General features: G+C 56.3%; 13 protein-coding genes. 7 read left to right on the top strand and 6 right to left on the bottom strand.

Going from position 1 to position 21,870, the window contains the following annotated elements; all coding sequences use genetic code 11:
- Positions 1 to 257: 257 nt before the first annotated feature.
- A complete protein-coding gene (locus E1J53_RS02940) occupies positions 258 to 5,894 on the top strand; it encodes a T9SS type A sorting domain-containing protein (protein WP_134271658.1) in 5,637 nt (1,878 codons plus the stop codon).
- A gap of 216 nt (positions 5,895 to 6,110) precedes the next feature.
- Here E1J53_RS02940 and E1J53_RS02935 read toward each other — a convergent pair whose 3' ends face one another.
- Positions 6,111 to 7,640, bottom strand: a complete 1,530-nt coding sequence (locus E1J53_RS02935) for a sodium:solute symporter family protein (RefSeq protein WP_134271659.1) — start codon at positions 7,638 to 7,640, stop codon at positions 6,111 to 6,113.
- A 127-nt stretch (positions 7,641 to 7,767) separates the two neighbouring features.
- On the opposite strand from E1J53_RS02935, the gene E1J53_RS02930 reads away from it, so the two are divergent.
- From E1J53_RS02930 to E1J53_RS02915, 4 genes are all read left to right on the top strand, one after another.
- A complete protein-coding gene (locus E1J53_RS02930) occupies positions 7,768 to 8,469 on the top strand; it encodes a phosphatidylcholine/phosphatidylserine synthase (protein ID WP_134271660.1) in 702 nt (233 codons plus the stop codon).
- 134 nt (positions 8,470 to 8,603) lie between these two features.
- The gene (locus E1J53_RS02925; RefSeq protein ID WP_134271661.1) at positions 8,604 to 10,226 is read left to right on the top strand and encodes a gliding motility-associated C-terminal domain-containing protein; all 1,623 of its coding nucleotides are present in this window, start codon (positions 8,604 to 8,606) and stop codon (positions 10,224 to 10,226) included.
- Positions 10,227 to 10,343: 117 nt separating this feature from the next.
- Positions 10,344 to 11,978: an Ig-like domain-containing protein gene (locus tag E1J53_RS02920; RefSeq protein ID WP_134271662.1), complete on the top strand. Its 1,635-nt coding sequence runs from the start codon at positions 10,344 to 10,346 to the stop codon at positions 11,976 to 11,978.
- 241 nt (positions 11,979 to 12,219) lie between these two features.
- Positions 12,220 to 12,621, top strand: a complete 402-nt coding sequence (locus E1J53_RS02915; protein ID WP_134271663.1) for a LysM peptidoglycan-binding domain-containing protein — start codon at positions 12,220 to 12,222, stop codon at positions 12,619 to 12,621.
- Positions 12,622 to 12,684: 63 nt separating this feature from the next.
- Here the strand turns inward: E1J53_RS02915 and E1J53_RS02910 are convergent, their stop codons facing one another.
- From E1J53_RS02910 to E1J53_RS02890, 5 genes are all read right to left on the bottom strand, one after another.
- Positions 12,685 to 13,773, bottom strand: coding sequence for an AAA family ATPase (locus E1J53_RS02910; RefSeq protein WP_134271664.1), 1,089 nt, complete (start codon positions 13,771 to 13,773; stop codon positions 12,685 to 12,687).
- 198 nt (positions 13,774 to 13,971) lie between these two features.
- Positions 13,972 to 15,903 (bottom strand): DUF4139 domain-containing protein, encoded by a 1,932-nt coding sequence (locus E1J53_RS02905; protein WP_134271665.1) that lies wholly within the window; start codon positions 15,901 to 15,903, stop codon positions 13,972 to 13,974.
- Between the two features lie 1,068 nt (positions 15,904 to 16,971).
- On the bottom strand, positions 16,972 to 17,241 hold the full coding sequence (locus tag E1J53_RS02900) for a DUF4212 domain-containing protein (protein ID WP_134271666.1): 270 nt from the start codon (positions 17,239 to 17,241) through the stop codon (positions 16,972 to 16,974).
- Positions 17,242 to 17,473: 232 nt separating this feature from the next.
- Complete coding sequence (locus E1J53_RS02895; RefSeq protein ID WP_134271667.1) at positions 17,474 to 17,767, bottom strand: helix-turn-helix transcriptional regulator; 294 nt, start codon at positions 17,765 to 17,767, stop codon at positions 17,474 to 17,476.
- Between the two features lie 250 nt (positions 17,768 to 18,017).
- Positions 18,018 to 19,859, bottom strand: coding sequence for a dockerin type I repeat-containing protein (locus tag E1J53_RS02890; protein ID WP_134271668.1), 1,842 nt, complete (start codon positions 19,857 to 19,859; stop codon positions 18,018 to 18,020).
- Positions 19,860 to 20,030: 171 nt separating this feature from the next.
- Between E1J53_RS02890 and E1J53_RS02885 the strand changes: the two genes are divergently transcribed.
- Together E1J53_RS02885 and E1J53_RS02880 are read left to right on the top strand one after the other, a co-directional pair.
- On the top strand, positions 20,031 to 20,702 hold the full coding sequence (locus tag E1J53_RS02885; protein ID WP_173021349.1) for a cyclase family protein: 672 nt from the start codon (positions 20,031 to 20,033) through the stop codon (positions 20,700 to 20,702).
- A gap of 134 nt (positions 20,703 to 20,836) precedes the next feature.
- Entirely contained in the window at positions 20,837 to 21,637 is an 801-nt protein-coding gene (locus E1J53_RS02880; RefSeq protein ID WP_134271670.1) for a glucosaminidase domain-containing protein, read from the top strand.
- The last annotated feature ends 233 nt before the right edge of the window (positions 21,638 to 21,870 follow it).

Below are 21,870 nucleotides of genomic sequence, written 5' to 3'. Positions count from 1 at the left end.
CTAAAATGGGCAACGGGGCCAGGTGGGTTTGCTCCAATCTTGCGAAAGATAATTTGCACAGCTGAATATCCCTTACGTAAGGATATCGTGACGACCCAGTCTTTGGCTAGTACCCGCCGGACCTTAAAACCCACCGGCAATCTCTTCTCGCTAAGTTTTCCTGATGGGAAAACAGCTGTGCGTTCCCCCGGCTGACGGGCCGGGGGGATTTTCATTAATTCTGCCGAGCCTTCGGTTCGGTTCGAGAACCCCTACGCATGAAACGCACAGCATTTTTCTTTTTCTTAGTCCTGTTGTTCTTCTGGTTGTCCATACCTATGTTTGGCCAGACGACCTATTACGTAAACCAGGTTTCGGGTAGTGATGCCAATACTGGCACCAGCTGGGCTACGGCATTCTTCAGCCTGCAACCCGCCCTTGATGCGGCCCTTGATGGTGACGAAATCTGGGTGGCAGAGGGCACCTATGTACCGACCGTGGACCGTAGTGGCCAAAACCCCACGGACACCCGTGACCGTACCTTTTTCATCAATAAAGACATAAAAATTTATGGAGGATTCCCTCCGTCGGGCTCCCCTAGCTTACTACTGCGGAATACGGACAATCACGTGACCAGACTCAGCGGGGAAATTGGGGATCCGCTGAGCAGGTTTGATAACCTTTATACCGTCGTACACATTGATGGTGCTCAGGTGGAACTCCTTGGTTGCTACATTAGCGGTGGGACCGCAGATGGCGTTGGTTTTTTGCGAAGCAGGGGCGGAGGCATCTACCAAGAAACCTCCGGCGGAGGATTTTGCGGTGTGCTGCTGGACCAGTGCCGACTCCAGGAAAACCGAGCAACGTATGGCGGCGGCATATATCAGTACGGGGTTGGGGGAGAATTGACCATGAGTATCGAAAGGTCGAGTTTTTTCACTAATGCTGCTTCAGAATACGGCGGGGCAATATATTCTGCGGGTGATTTAAGTACCATCAACTTGCTGGTCGAAAATACTATTTTTGATGGCAATTACGGAGTGAATGGAGGCGGTGTATTTGCTTTAGACGATGCTGATGCAGGCTTGATCAACTTTAACCACTGCACTTTTAACTTCAGTCGCGCAGAATCAGAAGGGGGGGTAGGTACAATTGTTTACTGGGACTCCGGACAGGAGGCTCCAGAAATTAGGAATTCGATTATTACTGACACCCGCGGTGCCTTATTTTCCGATGCTTCCGGTAACCAAGCCGAGTTCAGCCTTTCCTACAGCGCCTTGGATGTGGCTACCTGCCCAGCCCTAATTGACTGTCAGCAGGCGGTTGGTATTGCTCTGGGGATTGATCCGTTATTTGTGAGTCCCTTTGTCGATCGCAATTTTGACCTGCAGGATTGTTCTCCCGTAATTCATCTTCCTGCGGACCCCAACGTGGTAACGGCGGTAGATTACAACGGGGATTCGCGGGCCGTGGGCTCCGCCGCCACCCTTGGTGCCCACGAATACCTTGGTCCACCTTGTTGTGATCCAAACAATAGCGTCCTGTACGTTGACCAAAACGCCAGCGGAAATAACGATGGCTCCTCCTGGCAACATGCCTTCACCGATTTCCAGGACGCCCTGGACGAGTGGAATAACACTGATTGCCTTAATCGGGAAATATGGGTGGCTGACGGGGTGTACCTACCCACCAGAGACGCCGCCGGAAATGCGAACCCTTCGAATCCAAGGAAAAAAACCTTTTATATCCCTCGGTCTGCTGAGCCCGCCGCAATTTACGGTGGGTTTGCCGGGGGGGAAACGAGCCGGAATCAGCGCAACCCCGAGCAAAACACCACCGTGCTGAGTGGTAATATCGGCAGCAGCTCCAGTAGTGACAATGCGTATCATGTAATGTACGCAGAACCACTAAACGGCTTCAGTATGGACGGCTTGACGATTACGGGGGGGCGTGCCGACGGGCAAGCCGGAAGCGAAGACAGTTATGGCGGTGGACTCTTTACCAAATGCACTCAGTTTGATGATGATTTTATCACCCTGACCAATCTAAAGTTTGAGCGAAATCATGCAATTCGGGGAGGGGCGTTCTACATGGTCGAGCAACAGGGATACTTTTACCATGTGACTCGTTTTGAGCGGGCGCTCTTTCGGGAGAACACGGCTCAACTAGATGGTGGTGCGGTGTACCTGGATGGAACTGCCTCTACTATTGTGCAAGGTTTTGACCATCAATTTTTGCATTGCACCTTTCAACGGAATGAAGCCAATGGAGGCTGGGGGGGAGGTATATATATACATGCTGGAACTGGGAGTGCTCCACATGGGAGAATTGACCTGCTTAACCCATTGTTTGAGCAAAACCTTGCTCCTTTTGGTGGTAGTGCCATCGCCTACGATCAAATAACTGGAGATGGCTTGACAATAAAGAGTGGAACTTTCTACGGAAACAGTTCCACGAACGGAAATGCTATTGACATTACGGGGTGGTTACATGAACTCGATAGAATTGAGTTGGAAAATTCCCTTTTTTGGGGCAATGGGTCTAATTTTCCCTCTAGTGAGACCTGGTATTTCCATATGGAGTATTGCCTTGTGGAGGAAAGTAGCTGCCCTACCTCTGTGCTTTGCGATGAATCTCTTTTCGGAGTTGACCCCTTACTAGAAAACCCTGCTGCGGGGAATTACCGCCTGACGGCCTGCTCTCCGGCGGTAGACATGGGGGCATTTCCTGATTTTCGCATCACAACCGATTTTGAGGGAGATAGCCGCAGCCTGGGCACTGCTTCTGACATCGGCTATGACGAATACAGCGGTAACGCTGGCTGCTGCCCCGCCGGAAATGCTTTCTTCGTTAACGCCAGCGCCACCGGCGCAAATAACGGTACCAGCTGGGCCGATGCCTTCACGAGCCTTCAGGACGCCCTGGATGAATTCAAGAGTGGAAACTGCCCGAACGTATACCATATCTGGGTAGCCGAAGGCACCTACCTGCCAACAAAGGATAAAACCGGCAACGCCTCCCCCGCAGACCCCCGTACCCGCACCTTCTTTATTGATCATAATGATTTGACCATCGTCGGCGGCTTCCCGAATACCGGCAACCCCGGCCTGGACCAGGCCAGCCTGGACAACCCCACCATCCTCTCCGGAGATATCGGCGTCCAGGGCAACGGTAGTGATAATGCCTATTCCGTCGTCCACACCGAAAATCTCGGAGACGGAACTTTCCAGAACCTTTACGTACAGGATGGAAATGCTGATGGTGGCAGCGACGAACTGAAAAATGGTGGCGGTTGGTACAATGTGTCCAGCACTACGGTTACCAATTCTAATGGTTATTCCCCGATCCTGGATAAAGTAGTCTTTCGCAATAATGGTGCAAGACTCGGCGGTGCCTTTTATAATGAACCCAGGAACGGGACCGGCGAGGCCAGCCCGTTTTTCGTCGATTGTACTTTTCGGGAGAACAGCGCCAGCCAGTACGGTGGAGGGTTTTATTCTTTCGGGGATAACGGCAACACGACCATTAATTTTATTAACCCCATTTTTGATAGTAACACCGCCCTGGTTAATGGGGCTGCTATTGCCTACGATGACCCCGCTACGGGTAATTTGACTTGTGTAAACGGCAGCTTCTACAATAACCAGGTTTTCCAGAATTTAGGCGAAGCCGTACATCCCGTATATTTTGACGATGGCCGTGGCCCCATGATATTTTTAAACTGCGCTTTTGATGAGAGTAAGTCCGTCAATGCCAGCCACCTCGCCTTTCCAGACATCCAAATGCAGGCCTGTATCATTCCCGAGGCCAGTTGCCCGCCAGGGGTGACCTGCGTTGCTGGAGTCCAATTCAATACTGACCCTCAGTTCATTGACCCCGCAAACGATAATTTCGAACTACAGACCTGTTCTCCAGCCGTAGACGCGGGTGTTGGGGTGAGCTTCAATACGGATCATGTGGGGAATCCCCGTACCAGGGGCGGGGCACCTGACCTTGGGGCGCTCGAGCGACAGTCGGGTTCCTGCTGCCCCACCGGTAAGGTCGTCTACGTAGATCTCGACGCTACGAATGGTAACCAAGACGGCACCTCCTGGGCCAATGCGTTCACCACCCTAGACGACGCTCTGGCACTGTTCCGCGCGAGCCAATGTGGAATGATCGAAGAAATTTGGATGGCCGAAGGGACCTACAAACCTCGATTGGGGACGTCCGGAAGCCCTGCTGTCAACCCCCGAGATAATACTTTCTACGTTGACGTGGCCGTCAAAATATATGGAGGCTTCGCCGGTACGGAAACGACTTTTCTCCAACGAAACATCACCGCCAACCCCGTAATTTTAAGCGGTGATATCGGTGTAGTTGGAAATGCTAACGACAATGTATACACAGTCCTGACCATTGAGGGCCTCGCTACTGGGGGACACTTCGATGGCTTATTTATCCAAGATGGTAACGCTAACGCCACCGGGAATTTCGGCAGCCAAGTAGCCAGTGGAGGTGGGGTGTACAACGATGGCGTCGCCAGTGGCGTCTCCAATCCCGCTTTCTTTGAGTGCGTTTTTCGCAATAACCAAGCGTTGGAGGGCGGCGCTTTTTACAACCGCAGTCAGTCGTCCGGCGCTTTATCCCGCCCCACCTTTAGTCGGTGTGAGTTTAGTGGGAATAGCGTTACCGCAGGTGGCGGAGCCATTTACTCAAGCTTTGGCCAGTTAGAAGCTGCCAATTGCCGCTTTGAAATGAATCAGAGTGGCACCAATGGCGGTGCAGTGCAGCTGAGTAAAAACGTTGGCTTAACCACCGATAATACGGGATTCCTCTTTTGCGAATTCATCGAGAACGAATGTTCGGGCTTTGGCGGGGCGGTTTACGTAGAAGGTGACGGCGAGCAAGCCCCTGCATTTGATGTCTGCCTTTTTGAAGGTAACTCGGCGCTCTTCGGGGGAGGGCTCTACCTCTCTGGCCTAAATACTAGGGTAAGGATTAACGCCAGTACTTTAGTCAACCAGTCGGCTGGCGTGGGTAATGCCCAGTGCATCGGCTCGGCTGGCGGGGCGGAAATTGACCTCCAAAGCAGCATCGTCTGGAGCCCTGCAGTGAGTGGTGATGACTTTAAGTTGGGCCCCGCCAGCCAGAATCACGACCTGGTCAATTGCCTCATTGAAGCCGCCAGCTGTCCGGCTCAGACCACCTGCCAACAGACTCTCTTCGCCCAGGACCCCCGCTTCGTTAATCCTAACGGAAACTACCAACTCCAGGCAAGCTCTCCGGCCGTAGATGCGGGCGATGCTTTCCACGTACCTTTTCTCGGAATTGACCTCTTGGGGAATCTCCGAGTGCAAGGTGGTGAAATGGACATCGGCGCCTATGAGTCTCCCTTTACCGCATTGCCCGTGGAGTGGCTGTCCTTTGGCGTTAGTGATGGCGTCAAAGCAGGGACTGCCCTCCTGCATTGGAGTACCATTAGCGAAGTAAACAGCGACTACTTTTGGGTGGAGCGGTCTGGAGACGGAATGTCATTCACGCCCATTGGCTCGGTCCGGGCAGCGGGGAACAGCACTGGGATAAGGGAGTATATGTGGCTGGATGAGTCACCGATCGCCGGCCAGAATTACTACCGTCTGCGACAGGTTGATACGGACGGGACGTTTTCGTTATCGGCCATTCTTAACTGGAGCCAGAACAGTGAATTTACCGAACTGGTAGCCTTTCCCAATCCGTTTACCGATTGGATAAGCCTACGGGCCGTCAGGGCTGATTATCGTCTGCTGGACCTCAATGGCCGGGAAATCCAAAGCTGGAAAATCTTACAGCCCGGAACCGTAAGCTGGGACCTCACCGAATTGCCTCCAGGGTTATATTTTATCGAAGAAACACAGGCCAAACAACGCCGGACGGTTCGTTTGATAAAGCAATAGTATCGGGCGATTACCGCAGGTGCCGAGAGATTGGTGCGGCAATGGTCCAGAGACAAGGCATGCAGTAGAGACAAGGCATGCAGTAGAGACAAGGCATGCCTTGTCTCCAAAGTAACCCCAGGGCCCACCGTCACCCATTGAGGGCATGCCTTGTCTCTACTGCTCACGGCCAAACCAAAAATCGACGGCACCTGCGCGCCGCGCCCAAACCAACGTTTACCCCTTCTTCGTACCCGGCACCAGCCTGGACACGATGATGATGGCCGACATCCCGCTGACCATGGCCAGGGTCCGGAAGGGGAAATCCGTCGGGTAAGGGAGGTAGGCCGGTATGCCCAGCGTTTCGTCCCCGCCGCCGAAGCGCAGGAAGGCGGCCAGCAGGAACCCCGCCAGGGCGCCCCATTTATTGGCCCGAGGGTCGAACAGGGCGCACACGAGGGCCGGGAACAGGAGGCAATACACGAAATCGGAACACAAAAACCACAGGGCGTAGACGGATTGCACCTGAAAGGCGATCAGGGTGGCGGCCACGCCCACAATCCAGATGCACCGCTGGATGAGCTTGGCCAGCTTGCCGTCGGGCAGGCCGGGGTCGACGAGCGGCCGGTAAACGTTCCAGATGCCCATGGAACTGGCGGAGAGTACGCTGCTGTCCACGCTGGACATTACCGCCGCCGCCACGGCTCCCAGCCCCACCACGGCCACCACCGGGTTGGTCAGGTAACGCACCACCCAGGGGAGGGTAGCGGCGGCCTCCGGTGGCGGTCCGGCCGCCACGGCGGACCAATCTGCCGTAGCGGATACCATGCCGATGATCACCGGAGCGACGGCGGCCAGCAGGCACACCCCACCGGCAATGATGCTCAGCCGCACGGCGGTCCGTTCGTCGCGGGAGGCCAGCACCCGCTGAAAGTATACCTGCCAGGGGATGCCGCCGAAGATCAGCAGGAGCGCATAGTCCCACCAAGTGAAATAGTAATCCCCGAGGGCTTCCCGGCTGGGGAGGAGGGAAGCCGCGGCTCCGAATTTTTCCCGGTAGGCCGCCAGGGTGTTGTCCCAGCCTCCGGAGTAGCTCAGGGCGTAGGGGACGATGATGGCCAGGCCCACCAACAGGATGGCCAACTGGAGAACGTCCGTCAGGGCAACGGACCACAATCCACCGAGGGCGGTGTAGGCAACGGCAATGGTGGCGGACAGTAGGATGGCCGTGGTCAGGTCAATACCCAGCACCGTTCCGAAGGTGGCGCCCAGGGCGGTAAGGATGGCTGCCGTCCAGAAGAGTTCTCCGCTCAGGGCCGGAAGGAAAAGTAGGGCCGTCAGCCGTTTCCCGTAGCGTTCCTCGAGGGGGTCGAGCATGGTCCGGTAGCGCCGTCGGCGCATGATGCGGGCGAAGAACAGTCCGCCGATTACCAGGGAGAGGGCGTAGCCCCAGGGGGCCTGCACCCAGACCAGTCCCTGGGTGGCGGTGTATTCCGCCGTTCCGTTGATGAAGCCCCCGCCCACCCAGGTGGCGCTCATGGTGAAAATGGCGATCCATACCGGCAGGTTCCGCCCGGCCAGCATGATGCCCTCGGCATCATTATCTTCCCGCTCCCGGCGGCTCGCGGCCCGGGCACCAATGTAGTAAACCAGCGCGTAGAAAACGGACATGCTGAGGAAGGCCGGCCAGTTGACGTTTTCCCCCGTCCACCACAGGTAGGCGGCAGCGGAAAACAGGAGGGCAAGAAGGAGCAGTAGGGGACGCATGGGGGGACGGGAGGCGAAGTGAGTATGGGGGTAAAGAAACGCAAGAGAAAACGAATTGACGGAATGACCGTCGTGAAGTCGCCGGGGTTTGCTTATCATTACCGCCACACAACATAAGGACAATAGCATGCAAAAGGTATTCGCCTGGTCGGTTCACCTGTTTACGGCTTCCGGCCTGCTGGCGGGATTCATGGCGTTATTGGCGGCCGTAGCGGGAGACTACCGCGAAGCCATGTTCTGGATGTTGGTAACCCTGGTGGTGGACGGCATCGACGGCACCTTCGCCCGGATGGCCCGGGTCCGGGAAGTCCTGCCCCGGGTAGACGGAAAAATGATCGACTACGTCATCGATTTCTTTACCTACGCGATCCTGCCGGCCTATCTGTTTTACGTAGCCGTGGATATGCCGGACGGATTGCGGCTGGCCTGCTGCTTCGCCATGCTGCTGTCCGCGGCCATTTATTATGGCCTGGAGGGCATGGTCAGCGAGGATGGGAAGCATTTTGTCGGCTTTCCGGTGATGTGGAACATGGCGGTTTACGTATTCATCTTCGTGGTGCCGGGGATGGCGCCCACCGTCCTCGCCGTCCTGGTGTTCGGCCTGGCGATACTGCACTTCATTCCGGTGCATTTTGCTTATCCCAGTCGGGGCGGACGCTGGTGGGTACTGACCTTGTTGGCGACCGTCGCCTTCGTGGGCTCCGCGGTGATGAACGTTTATCTCTACCCGGAGCCGAGCCCGCTCTGGCGGGGCGTTTGCCTGGGCGCCACCCTTTACTACGGAGTATTGGCGGTGGTGGACACCGCCGAGGCGTGGCGAAAGCCGTAAGGCCGGTGTTTGTCCGATGTTTTGCCGCTGCTTGTGGGGTAGATCGAAGCTTTTAACCGTCAATTCTACGACGGTGGGCTCATTGGTTTCCATTCCTCCTTGGGCCTTGTTTTTTAGTGACTTACCTTCGTGGTATGCCCCAAAATCTGAAACTGCTATTATTTCTGGTTCTCCTTTCGGCGAACCTTCCGGCCCAGTACTTTCTCAACGGAAGTGCGGTGCAAACCAACGACAGTTGCTTCCAACTGACCAGCGAGGTTGAATTTGACGTTGGCTCCATCTGGTTCCCGGAGAAAGTGGACCTCCGCAACAGCTTTGACCTGGTGATGGACATGTTTTTCGGTTGTGCCGACGTGAACGGTGCCGACGGCATCGTCTTCGGGCTGCAACCCATCAGTGCCAGTGTCGGGCAGGCCGGAGAAGGACTGGGCATCGGCGGCGTACGGCCCGCCCTCGGCGTGGAATTTGATACCTACCAGAACACCAACCGTAACGATCCGGTATTTGACCACGTGGCCATCATGGCCAACGGCGCCGTCACGCATTCCGGGCCCGATAATCTGGCCGGCCCGGTGGTGGCCAGCACCTCTTCCAACAACATCGAGAATTGCCAGTTTTTACCCCTGCGGGTTACCTGGGATGCCAATGCGTTAACCCTGCGGGTGTACTTCAATTGCGACCTCCGACTGGAATACACCGGCGATATCGTTAACGAAATTTTCGGGGGAGATCCCTTCGTTTTTTACGGATTCGCCGCCGCCACCGGCGGACTGTTCAACCGCCATGAAGTTTGCTTCCGGTTTAACTCTTTCCTCAAACAACTGGACGACGTGACCATGTGTCCTGGCGGACAGGTGCTGCTGGACGTCACGGGGGGAGAACGCTACGAATGGACCCCAACGGAGGGCCTTGATGACCCCACGGCAGCCAGCGTAACGGCCGCCCCCGACACCACGACCCTCTACACCGTGAGAATTTTCGATGAGTGCGATATCCCGCTGCTGGATACCGTCCGTATTGCCGTGGAGGGGGATTCGGCCTTCGTGAAGCTCGGGCCGGATACCACCATTTGTCCGACGGATTTTCTCACCTTCGACGTAACGACGCCAACGGCCATTTACGAATGGGCGAACCCCGGTTTAAGTGGGCCGGTCGTCTCGGTGTCGGAGCGGGGAACTTACGAGGTGACGGTTACCCGCCAGGACATTATTTGCGAAGCCTCGGACCGCATCTTCATCGATAATATCCCCGTTCCGGAGTTTGATCTGGGGCCCCCGGATACCAGCCTGTGCCTCGGCGAACTCCTGCCCCTGACCGCCGTATTCGAAGTAGGGGAGGGTTTTCTGGATGACGGAACGCCCTTTGATACGGTCTACATTTCCCAGCCGGGGCGCTACCGGGCCTACGTGGAGCATCCCTGCGGTACCCTGTTCGATCAGGTAGATGTTGCGTTCGAGAGTTGCCGGGCCGTATTTCTTCCTACGGCCTTTTCTCCGAATGGGGACGGGATTAACGATCGCTTCTTTCCTCAGGATGGTGGGGACGTTTTGGCCATTTATCGCTTCGCGGTGTACAACCGCTGGGGAAACCTGGTGTACGAAGCCTTCGATTTAAGCCCTAACGATGCCGCCAGCGGTTGGGACGGGCAGGTCAATGGTCGGGCGGCGCCCCCCGGCGCCTACGTATGGACACTGGACGCCGATTATCGCGACGGCAGCCGGACGGTGGACCAGGGTACGGTGACCTTACTGCGTTAGCATCCCGGCGATCTGCAGGGGAGGTTTATCCTAAAATTTTGTGAAGATCACCAACGCCTTTCGGCCACCGGGTATCCATAAGGATGCATAAGGCTACCTTTGTGCAAATTTCTCCTAATGGCTAGATACATCCTGGGCTGTGTAATGTTTCTCCTGGTGCTCCTGGCCCAGGCGCTGAGCTTGCAACACTGCGCTACGCCAACGGCTCCCTCCGGAGGAGCGAGAGATACCATTGGGCCAAGACTGGTCGAAGAAGAAACCACGCCGAATTTTCAAACGAATTTCTACCCGGAGGTCATCGAACTGACCTTTGACGAATGGGTCGAGCTGGACCAACAGCAACAGATTCTGATTTCACCTCCCCTGGAGTTGGGCCCCGATAACCGCCCCGAGCTGCGGAAACGAACCCTCGTCATCCCCCTGGAAGGGCTCACGCTGCGGGACAGCGTAACCTACGTCGTCAACATCGGCTCGGCCATTAAGGACCTGAACGAAGGCAACCCCACGGAGAACCTGCGCTTCGTTTTTGCTACGGGGCCCGTGTTGGACTCGGCCAGCGTCAGCGGTGTGCTGGTGGATGATTATTCGGGTGAGCCCCTGGAAGACGCCACCTTTACGCTCTACGATAATCTGGCGGATACTGCTGTGTACACTACTAACCCGACCTACTTCGCCCAGACCGATAAGGAGGGGAATTTCACCGTATTTAACGTCCGCCCCGGTCAGTACCGGGCGGTTGCCTTACTTCGCAGTCCGTCAGCGACAAATTACTTCCTCGACTTTGAGGGCTTTTCTCAGCCGCAGGCCGTGGGAACCATCGATACCTTTCTGGTGGTACAGGACGCAAATAATCCCATCGGAAACCTGAGGGTTTCCCCCGTACCCAAGCCCATCAGAGTCATTGATGTTGACTCCAGTTACGTGGGGCGGACTAAAGTGGTCTTTAATCAGGAAGCCAAAAATCTGGACGTCACTACCCAGAACGAATACTACCGGCGCTATAACCGGGACTCCTTGACACTGTTCTACCGGCCAGACTTGTCGGGCAGTGACCGCCTGATCGTTTTTCGGGGGGAGGAAACCGGAGACACTGCGGTCTTTAATCTGGACGGTGCTACCCGAACGCTGCCCCGCCTCGAAGCCACTGACCGACCGCCGGGCAGGATTAATCCGCTGGAAGGTGCTCGATTTTCCTTCAATCACCCCCTGGAAGCCATCGATACGGCTGCCGTTCGGTTACGTAGGGACACCCTGCCCGATGCCCTGCCCCTTACGGCGGCGCTGGACAGCCTCAACCCCCTCCGGGTGAGTTTTCGGTCCAATTGGCAATCCAACGTAGATTACCGGCTTACCGTGCTGCCGGGAGGTATTACCGACTGGTACGGACAGCGTAACGCCGATACGCTGGTGGCCAAATTCCGGGTGGAGCAGTTGGAGAAGTTTGGCGACCTCACCCTTCGGGTGTCCGGGCTGGACTCCAACACCGTGTACCTGTTGCGCCTCGTAGAGAAGGATAAGGTGCTCGAAGAAACCCAGCGCGTGCTGCGGGAAGTCGTATCCGAAGAAATTAACTACGCAGCCCTAAAGCCCGGAACCTACGTGGTGGAAATCGTTGAAGACGCCAACGATAACGGCCGCTACGACGGAGGAGATTACCGCTACGGTCGTCGCCCCGAAGTAGTGCGAAGGTTCGACATTGAAGCCTTACGGGCAAATTGGGAGGTAGACGAAAGTATTGAACTGAAGAATTAGGGGATGCGGTAATTCACTACACTATTGCTGATCAGCACCCAGAAAGTCGGGCATGCTTCAGGTCGATGGCAGGTTTTCCTTAAAGGAGCCCGGAAAAAATAATGGCGGGGATACTTTCGGGCGTGGAAAGTTTATTCTGGTTCACGGTATTTCGGATGTGACGGACTAACTTACGCTCCGTCTTATGCACGGAATGCAAGTGTAGGCATTCCATATTTTTTAAAAACTAAAACCAATAGTAATGACTCTGCAAGACAAGTATCGTAGCGTACTCAACCTCGGCGAAAAACTCGGTGTTCAGGACGGATACGTAGAAGAAGCTGACGGCGTACTCCGCATGGGAGGTACGGCCGATACGCTTCGGGATAAAGACCTTCTCTGGGACGAAATCAAGCGCGTTGGCGGCGAGCGTCCCACGGACATTGAGGCGGACATCAAGGTCGCCAATACGGCCTACTACGCCAAGCACACCGTCGAGCGCGGCGAAAGCCTCTCCCTGATCGCCAAGGATTACCTCGGCGACGTGATGGCCTACAAGGCGATCTTCGCGGCCAACACCGACACTCTCGATGATCCCAACAAGATCTTCCCCGGGCAGGAGCTGGTCATCCCCTTCCCCAAGGGACGGGAAGAGGATGTGTAAATAGCACACCCAAAAATTTAGCGAGGCCCACACTGCATCCGTAGTGTGGGCCTCGCTCTTTTTCTAAAAAAGTAAATCGAGGTTGACGTGCTCTTCAATCAACTCCACCGCCCGCCGGATTTTCCACGGGGTCTTCAGATTGATCTTTACTTCCATTTTGCTGATCCTGACCGCAGCTCCGTAAGTGTCCAACGCACAGGCCACAACGGGGATATGGAATTTATTGAGAAATTCTGCGTGGGGTAAATCGGGGTTATGGCTTCCCTGGCCAGTCACGACGATGCCCGCTACGGTGCTTCCGTCCAGTTTCCGCTCCCGAAGAATCTTTTTCAGTGCGGTAATCGAATCTTTAAGCCTTCGGCGGCTGACGATGACCAGCAGATTCTTAAGCCCTTCCACTTCCTGTTGGGCCAGGAGGCTGCCACTGGCGATGTTTTCTACCCGGTTGCTGAGGCCATCCTTGTTGGCCAGGGTTTTACCGTCCAGCGCCCGCCGGATGGAACCCATGATCGGGTTGCTCAGCGTCCGTTCGTAGGGAAGTACCCCGAGGAGCGGAATGCCCAGTTTCTGCAGGTAAATCTCCACGTAGTGCCGCACCTTATCGAGCTTGGCGGGAAGTGTCTTATTGACGATCACGCCGGCAACCGGCACTCGCTTTTCCCGAAACAGGGCCAGGTTCATGTTGAGTTTGTCGATGGTGCTGCCAATCCCGCCCTCTACGATCATGACGACCGGAGCATCCAGCATCTTGGCCACCTGGGCGTTACTCATGTCGCACACGGAGCCAACGCCCGGATGGCCGGTTCCTTCATAAATCACCAGGTCGAAATTGGCCTGAAGGTATCTACTGGCCTTCGTGATTTTGCTGCCAAAATCAAATTTGGTGGGGTCGTCGAGGTACTTCGACGTTACTCCCCGGCCAATAATCACCGGAGAGTGAAGTTCGGCCTTCAGCTCAAAGTCCATGCCGCGGGCGAAGAGCAGGGCATCTTTGTCGACCCGCAGGTCGCCTAGTTCCACAAATTCCTGGCCTACGGGCTTGCAGTAACTCACGCGGTGGCCCCGCGCCCGGATGGCGGCCATCAGGCCCAGGGTGGAGGTGGTTTTTCCCACGTGCTGGGACGTGGCGGCAATGTACAGTCGGTCAATCATACTCAGGGTTGTTCCGGAACCGCCCCGCTTACGGGTGGGACGGCTCGTCAGATACTGGCACTATGATACGACCCATTGGGCAGAGATGCCACCCCATTTTATTCGCCGAGAAAATTTTGGGCACATTCGTGCGGGTGCCGGGCACATCCCGGGGGCAATCCGGCGGGTAGCCAACCAAGGGGGCTACCCGCCAGACCCCTAATCGAGGTAAATACGTTTATGCCGGGGAGCACGAACGGTATATTCCAGGCTGACCTTCACTTCCCGCTGGGGAGGAAGTTGGAGCTCCCAACGCACCATGCCGGATTCACTCTCCAGCCTTCCCCCCGAGGAAATCTCGGACTTGACGGTAATCTCGTTGTCGGCACTGACCGGAATCTGTTCCTTCACCAGAAGGCGAATTGGTTGCTCTTTTCGGTTGCGGACTTCAATGCGGTACCCCCGGCTCTGGGATACTTTACCCCCCAGGAAACTTTCCTTGCGGAATTCAGTGATCTCCGTGCGTTCCACCACTACGTTGGGATCCTTGCCCAGGGAAAGATTGAGCGTGTCTTCCGTCGCGCTCACGTCCAGATAGGAACGTCCCAGATAGGTGCCCTCGAAGAAGAGTTGAATCTCCCCGCTGAGCAGGTCATACTGCTCCCAGTTGGTGACGGCCGCCGTCAGGTAGGCCGCTTCGTTGACTTTGGGCACCGTAACGTGGGTGTAGTGGGCGGGCAATTGGTGCTGGTTGATTTCCACGTCCCGTTCTTTCCCGTCGGAAGGAATGGAGTAGGGCAGATCAATCTGAAAGCTGACCGTAGTGGCCTGACGGTACACCGTGGTGGGCACCGGTGCGGGAGCTGGGGGAGGGGGAGGCGGCGGCGGTGGGCTGTAGTCGAGGGACAGGTCCTCCTCGGAAATTCGCTCGTCGCGGCGTTGCTTCCGCGAGCGGGCCCTGCCGGTAACGACGACTTCATCCAGAAACTCCGCGGCATCTTCCAACAGCACGTCCAGTCGCCCTCCCGTAATGGGCCGGGAACTGCTGCGGTAACCGGTATAGCTGAAAGTGAGGGCAGTGGCCTCCATGGGCACATCAATCCTAAAGTTGCCGTCCACGTCGGCTACCGTCCCGATGGTGGTGCCCTGGACGAGAACCGTAGCCCCGATCAGTGGCTCACCATTTGCGTCGAAAATCCTACCGCTTACGCTGCGGTAGCCGGACCTGATGTCGCGGGCGGCGAGGGGCCGGTAGGTCGGTGGCCGCGAGCCACCGTAGAGTCGCCAGACCTCAAGGGAGGGAGCTACCGCCGATCCTTTGGGGTCGCCGGTAGAAAGGGTCAATTTGATGTCTTCCCAGTCTTCCCCGGAGTCCTGGCTAACCTTCGCCCGGTAGCGGAGGTTGACGGGCTGACTGATGTCCGTCACACGAACGTCGTAATAGGGTTCCCAGCCCGCTTCGGGGACGAGGTAACTCAGGCGGAAGTCGGCCGTAGCGCTGCGCTCCGCTTCGGTGATGACCACGATCTCGGACTGCGCCTTCTGGGGTTTTTTCCCCCGCATTTCGGCGAGTTGCTTCATCAGGCTTTCCCGCACTTTCGCCAGGGAGTCCAGTTGGCGGTTCCAGCGGAGGTAGTTCATCCGGATTTCCGTCAGTCTTTCCCGGTGGAAGCGCACGGCCCGTTCCAGGTCCTCGGCCGCCAGGCCGGAGGCCTGGCCGCTGATGCTACGGTTGGCCCGGAGGATTTCTTCCTCCTCGCGGGCAATGTTGGCCCGAGTACTGATCAGGTCGCGCTCGAAGTCCAGCGTTTCCACCCGGGCTTCCAGTTCCCGCACTTCCGGGCCGGGTTCGGGCGGGGTACCAAAGTTCATCCGGTGGCTGACCGACAGCACCAGAAAGCCACTCTCCCGGGTACTGACCTTGACGCTTTCCGGGTCAAGGTCCGCCGTCAGGCCGGTGAAGATGATGGCCCGCCGACCGGCGGGCACCGTGGCGGTGGCCGTACGGGTAACCTGAGCGCCCTCGAGAAAAACGGTGGCCTCCTCAATGGTAGAAGATACGGGCATTTCCTCCTGGGCGGTTACCAGCACGGAGCACAAAAGGACTAGCACGGATAGCAGTAAGCGGGGTGGGGTGGGTAAGGGAAACATGGGACTATTTTCCCCATTAGATGGCAGCAGCCCGCTAATTACACACGCATGGATTGCCTTTTGTGGGATGGCGTAGAGTTATACCCCTCCCTGCAGCACACAAGTGGTTTTTACAGCTAAGTCATTTTTCTTTTTTGTTCTTCCTTGCCAAAAGAAAAATCACAACTTATAAACTAGGTTAGATGAGGGCAGCGGCTAAATGGTGGTGGTGGGTAAGAAGCCTCTTAATTTACTCCTAAGCGCCAAGGAAAATTTTACCCCATAAGTTTTCCACCTTTTGCTGGCCAAAAGGTGGAGCCAAAAGCCCTCGGCTGCATCATCGGCTTAACGGGAATGAAGACCTTTGCTTCCCTACAAAGTCGAAACTCGCAACCAACTTCATGGACAAAGGACCACCTATCGGTTGTACATCATTAGGGGCTTTACAAAGCCATGGGGTGCTCATACAACAACTTTGCTTAACGGTCGCAAAGGCCTCCATTCCCTACCGATGACGAAGGCCGAAAAAGGGGGTAGCAGGGAAAACCTGGAACAAACCACTAAGAAAGCTTGATAGTAGTAAATACTTTATTCAAAGACAGCAACGAGAAAAATCTTAGACCCGGCCTTAATTGCTGGTAGGGTGAGCGGTGCTTTTGGGCCGTGAAGCGGAATTGGTGTTTGAGGCAATACTCGATGATTGCTTGAAAAACAAGGAGCCAATAATCGATAGGTGATCTTTGAAAAAAGTAGTGTGCGGCGAGTTTCAATTTCGTAGGTCGAAAAGCGCCGTGAGCCCGTTAAGCCGGCAATTTAGACGGAAGGCTTTTGCGGTACTTTTGGCCGACAAAAGTACCAAACTCGCATAGCAGAAAAAATGACTGTCTTTGTCTAAAATCAGTGATGAGTAGACTTAAAAATCACACCTCCATCTAATACCAAAAAAGCAATCTATTGAGGAAAAACATACAGGAAAAGAAGGTTATAACCCAACGCCACCATAAGGGATACAACTATGGGATACCCGACACTTTTCTTGACTCTGCGTAAAGCCGTTGCACCTGCGGCCGCGCCCGAATAATTCGACATTTACTGGTCGTCGCTTTCGTCCAAACCGTACTTTTTGTCCAGTCGGTTCATGAGGTAGACGTAGACGAAAATGAGGATCACGAAGACGTAAATGGAACCCTGCTGAGCAAACCAAAAACCGAGTTTGGCCCCACCAATGCGATAATTGTTGAGCGGTTCGACGAAGAGGATGCCGCAGCCGTAGCTTACGATAAACCAGATGGACAACAAGATGAAGAGGTAGCGCAGGTTCTCTCGCCAGTACTGTCGGTGGGAATTGTTGGTGGACATGCAGATCGGTTTGCCGAAGGGGCGCCTTCGGAATCCCTAAGGTAAAGGATGGCGGGGTTTTTCTTCCGCTAAGAGCTTGTTTGGAATTTAGTAATCGGCCTCCATTTGGCCTTTTTTGGCGCTAGCTTCGTTGGGAAAATCCTCATTTAGCGCTGCTAAACTCCGGTTTCCCCGCCTTGCTACCACCAAAAAATTCTCAAATTCGGCCAGACGACCAAAATCCAAACAAGCTCTAAATCAATTCGCGCATGATTTCCAGCAGGCCGGCGAAGCGCTTGTCACGCAGTCCGTAGCGACTGTTCTGTCCGTCCCGTTCCACGTCAACGATCCCCTTGTCCTTCATGATCCGCAGGTGGTGGCTGGCCACTGGTTGCTGAATGTCGAGCGATTCGTGGATGTGCTTGACGGTCCGGGGGCCTTCCTCCGCGAGCAGACCGATGATGGACAGCCGGATGGGATGGGCTGCGGCGCGCAAGGTTTCGGTCGCACGTTCCAGAAACTGGAGGGAATCGGTGGTGTAGGCCATAATCGGGTCGAATACTACGCAAATAACGGTGAGATTAACCAAAGTGTTCCTTTAGAGCATGTTTGGAATTTAATAATCGACCTCCATTTGGCCTTTTTTGGCGCTAGCTTCGTTGGAAAAATCCTCATTTAGCGCTGCTAGACTCCGGTTTCGCTTCGCGGCTACTACGTGGTATCCGCCTTGCTAGCACCAAAAAAATCTCAAATTCGGCCAGATGACCAAAATCCAGACATGCTCTTAATCACCCCACTCATTGTCCGCTTTCCGCCGCATTGCCGTCCGCGTCTCCAGTTTTCAGGACGAAAAAGTCGATGCTTACCTCGTGGATGGCCGGGTTGTTGAGCGAAATGCCGATGGGCGCGTCAATGTCCATCGGCGGGGGCTCAATGGGGAATCCGACGGGAATGACCAGCCAGTTTGGGCGATCGCCCCAGGTGGCCACGTTGAGGATGACCCGGGTGATGAGGGTGATGTCGGAGACCCGTACGGTCCCGGAATTATTGACGTCAGCGGCCACCAGTTGGGGGGCGGCCATGGTGTCCAGACCGAGGATGTGGCGGCGAATGGTGATGATGTCTCCCACGTCTACGCCGGTTTTCAGGTCCGGACCGGGGTTGTAAGTGCCCGACACCGTAAAGCCGCTCACTCCCGGGGGGCGTTCACCGCGGAAAAAGCCACTGGAGTTGGTGGTGAAGGACGCCGAACCGGAGGGCGCCCACTCGAAATTGATGGTGGCGCCGGCCACGGCCAGTCCGTCCTGCACCACACGTCCAGAAACGAAGCGCCTGGTCGTCAGGCGTGCTCCGTCCAGGGTGGTGGGGTTTTGCCCCATGGGGTCGAGCCAGTCGACGAGCCGGGAGGCCGGGTCGTCTCCGCTGTTCCAGCTCAGGTGGAAGCGGCCCACGAAGGCCTCACTGGTGCCGGGGCAGCTGGGGTTGCCCCCGTTGAGTTGTCCGCGGATGCGCTGGTTACCGTCGAAATAGGCGCTACCCGAGGATCCGATCTGGAAACTGCCCACGGCGTAGTCCATCACGAAGTGGTGGTTAGGCGGCGTAACGACGCCGCTGTTCCAGGTGATCTGATTGCCGAGAATATCCATGCCCGCCGCCCCGCTCTGGCCAATTTTCTGAATGTCTCCCATCGGGTGATGGAAGTGGGTAATGACGCCGGAAACGTCGCCGTCGGAGCGGTCCCAGCCCGCAAAGTAGTGGTCGGTGGCCACGAAATCGGGGTCGTCGAGTTCGAGGAGCATGAAGTCCGTTTCCCGGAGACCCGACAAAAAGCGAGCACCCAGGTAGGAGACGGGGGTAGGCTCTACGGCCGGGTTATTGCAGTCGGCGGAAGTGTAGCCGAAGTCGAAGGTCCACAGGTCGTAAAGGGGGGTAAATCCGTCCATGCAGTGAAAACCGGTCAGCACGAGGGCACGACCGTCCTGGGCGGTGTTGTTGATCAGATTGCCGGAGCAAAAACCCACGCCTTCCGCTACGACCAGGTTGATGCGGGCGGCGCCGGACTTAACCTCGTCCCAGCCATTTCCCTGGGGGCAGTTGGCGTTTACCTGGCAGGCATCCGAATCCCCAAAATCCTTGGCGCGGGCCGGGGCCCAGATGTCGGGACGGTATACGTGGTCCACGCGCCAGACGTGAAAAGGTACGGTAGTGGGCAGCGGCCCGCGATAGGTGAGGGTGACCGACTGACCGGGTAGGAAACCCGTGAAGAGCCGTTGTTCGCGGCTGACGTCCGATTGCCGGAAAGGCCCCCGTTTGCCTTCCGCGTTGCTCAGTTCCAGGGTGCCGCCTGCGGGCAGTTGGACCCGATCGAGAAACACGGCCAGTCCGTGGGTGCCGGCCAGGCTGAAAGTCTGGGCCCAGACGTACTGTCCGCCTTCGAGCACGTAGTCGGAGGGCGTGACCGCAGGTGCCAGGTCCAGGGGCAGGGGAGCCGAGAAGCGTGGGTTACCGAACTGCTGGTCCTGGGCGCGAAGGGCTTCCAGCTTGGGGGCGGGAAGTTCGAGCGCGGCCCGCTGGGCCGCCAGGCCCAGGGAGCACAGCAGACAAAAGAGAATGGTTGTGGTGTAGTTCTTGGGAATCATGAGTAGATAGTCAAAGCTAGGGGCTAAGATAAGGAGGATTGTTGTCCGATAAGGGGCCGAATGCAGAACAAAGCCGACCAAAATCTGCTTTGTAGTCTTTGTTTAACGCATTTATGCGGCCCCGTGCCCCTTTCTTCGGGAGCGCCGGGCCACCAAGATCATACGACGCAAATGGAAAATTGGTACGAAGGCTGGACGGACGTCACCTACCCCATATTTGAGCACATGACCGGTTGGCCCGGTCAACCTCCCACCACCTTTGATACCCTGAGTTGTATCCACTGCGGTGATCAGGCCAAGGTGACGATGTTGCACTTCAGTGCCCACTCGGGTACCCACATGGATGCCCCCAACCACTTTATGGCCGAAGGCATTGACATCTCCCTTTTTCCGGTTCACGTGGGGCTGGGACCCGTGCGGGTGGCGGCGATCGACTGTCCGGCCGAGGTTCGTCCCGAGCACCTGTCGGACTACGAAGCGCGCACGCGGCCCCTGCAGCCGGGCGAACGCCTGTTGTTGCGCACCCCCAACAGCGATAAGGCCTTCTGGCTCCAGGACCCCTTCGATACGGAATACCGGGGCATTGGCCCGGAGGCGGCCCACTGGATCGCCGAACGAAAACTTCAACTGGTGGGGGTAGACTACCTGAGCGTCGGCCCCTTTCACCACGGAAACCCGCAAACCCACCGCGCACTGATGAGCGCGGAGGTATGGATCATCGAGGGAGTCGACCTCCGTAAAATAAGGGAAGGCGACTACGAAATGATTTGCCTGCCCCTGAAGCTGGCGGGCTCCGACGGCAGCCCCATTCGGGTGCTGCTGAAAGAAACCCCTAAAGGGTAGGGGTGGAATAACCATCCGGGAAGTCGGCAAACCCAAACCGGATAAATTGTTGGAAGGATTTGTTTTTGAAAACAAAAAGTTTTACTTTTGTAATGAAGCCACAATTTGTGGTAGGTTGCAAAAAGTAAACGGCTATGTCTTCCTCCTCTTCCTCTCCGGCACCCCGACGCCGTAACGATCGAATTTTAACCATTGACTGGTCTTTGCTGTGGCGTCGTATGCGGACGCGGGCCGGGCAGTATTTTTCCTCCCTGAAGTTTCGGGCCTCCCGGACGGAGTACATTCCTCCAGCCTGGATGGAGCGCTTTCGGTTGAGCTGGTTTCGGCTGGGCCTGATTGGTTTGTTGTTGTTTGTTTTTACCCAGCGGCAGGTCGACTTTACCATCAGCATGGGGAAGGAGGGCCTCGCGGCGGGTACCACCACCGGCCGCCACATGGCGGCAAAAACGAGTGATGCCTCTGCGGACCCAGCCGCTCGAGATAATATGAGTGTATTGCCCGTCGCCGCTACCGTGGCAGCTCCCGAGCCCACGAAAGCGGTATGGTCGGTAGAACAATATAACGTCCGGGAGGTCCGCGCCTACGTAAACCGATTCCAGCGGGTGGCGCGGGGAGAGGAAGATAAGTTCTCCATTCCGGCTCCCGCAAAAATGGCGTTGGCCATTCTGGGCAGCGGTGCCGGGACCAACCCCGCCGCCCGGGAAAACAACAACCATTTCGGGACCATTACCGCAAATGGCTACTACGAAAACGCCTGGATGAACTGGCGGGCCCACAGCGAACTGATTGACCGTGAATTCCCCCAGCTGGCCAATGAATCCGTCAACTACCAACAATGGATTGCCGCCCTGGCCCGCACCAGTTACAGCCGGGATAAGGACATCGGTAAAAAGCTGCTCACCATCATCGAGCACTTTGGGCTCGAAAGACTGTAGGGTAGCCTTCCCAAAAATCGATTCTCAGATTGTACTAAGTGGTACTACCGCGCCGTCCGCTATCCAGCAGGCGGCGCTTTTTTGTGGTCCGCGGATTATAGCGTCAAGTATAATCATTCTACTGCTGCTTCCGCACCATAAAGCGGATTCATCAAGCCCTCCCTGAACCGCTTCCCTGAAATGCGCATTACCCTAAGGAGCAAAGTACTTCTCCCATCACCGAGCAACTGGAA

It is taken from the genome of Lewinella sp. W8 (genome assembly GCF_004375085.3).
Taxonomy (GTDB): domain Bacteria; phylum Bacteroidota; class Bacteroidia; order Chitinophagales; family Saprospiraceae; genus Neolewinella.
This window is presented reverse-complemented; position numbering and strand designations above follow the sequence as displayed.

What these genes read in the sequence shown, in the direction of transcription:
- E1J53_RS02940 (WP_134271658.1), top strand. Translation starts at nt 258, where the DNA reads ATGAAACGCACAGCATTTTTCTTTTTCTTAGTCCTGTTGTTCTTCTGG.
- E1J53_RS02935 (WP_134271659.1), bottom strand. Translation starts at nt 7,640, where the DNA reads ATGCGTCCCCTACTGCTCCTTCTTGCCCTCCTGTTTTCCGCTGCCGCC.
- E1J53_RS02930 (WP_134271660.1), top strand. Translation starts at nt 7,768, where the DNA reads ATGCAAAAGGTATTCGCCTGGTCGGTTCACCTGTTTACGGCTTCCGGC.
- E1J53_RS02925 (WP_134271661.1), top strand. Translation starts at nt 8,604, where the DNA reads ATGCCCCAAAATCTGAAACTGCTATTATTTCTGGTTCTCCTTTCGGCG.
- E1J53_RS02920 (WP_134271662.1), top strand. Translation starts at nt 10,344, where the DNA reads ATGGCTAGATACATCCTGGGCTGTGTAATGTTTCTCCTGGTGCTCCTG.
- E1J53_RS02915 (WP_134271663.1), top strand. Translation starts at nt 12,220, where the DNA reads ATGACTCTGCAAGACAAGTATCGTAGCGTACTCAACCTCGGCGAAAAA.
- E1J53_RS02910 (WP_134271664.1), bottom strand. Translation starts at nt 13,773, where the DNA reads ATGATTGACCGACTGTACATTGCCGCCACGTCCCAGCACGTGGGAAAA.
- E1J53_RS02905 (WP_134271665.1), bottom strand. Translation starts at nt 15,903, where the DNA reads ATGTTTCCCTTACCCACCCCACCCCGCTTACTGCTATCCGTGCTAGTC.
- E1J53_RS02900 (WP_134271666.1), bottom strand. Translation starts at nt 17,241, where the DNA reads ATGTCCACCAACAATTCCCACCGACAGTACTGGCGAGAGAACCTGCGC.
- E1J53_RS02895 (WP_134271667.1), bottom strand. Translation starts at nt 17,767, where the DNA reads ATGGCCTACACCACCGATTCCCTCCAGTTTCTGGAACGTGCGACCGAA.
- E1J53_RS02890 (WP_134271668.1), bottom strand. Translation starts at nt 19,859, where the DNA reads ATGATTCCCAAGAACTACACCACAACCATTCTCTTTTGTCTGCTGTGC.
- E1J53_RS02885 (WP_173021349.1), top strand. Translation starts at nt 20,031, where the DNA reads ATGGAAAATTGGTACGAAGGCTGGACGGACGTCACCTACCCCATATTT.
- E1J53_RS02880 (WP_134271670.1), top strand. Translation starts at nt 20,837, where the DNA reads ATGTCTTCCTCCTCTTCCTCTCCGGCACCCCGACGCCGTAACGATCGA.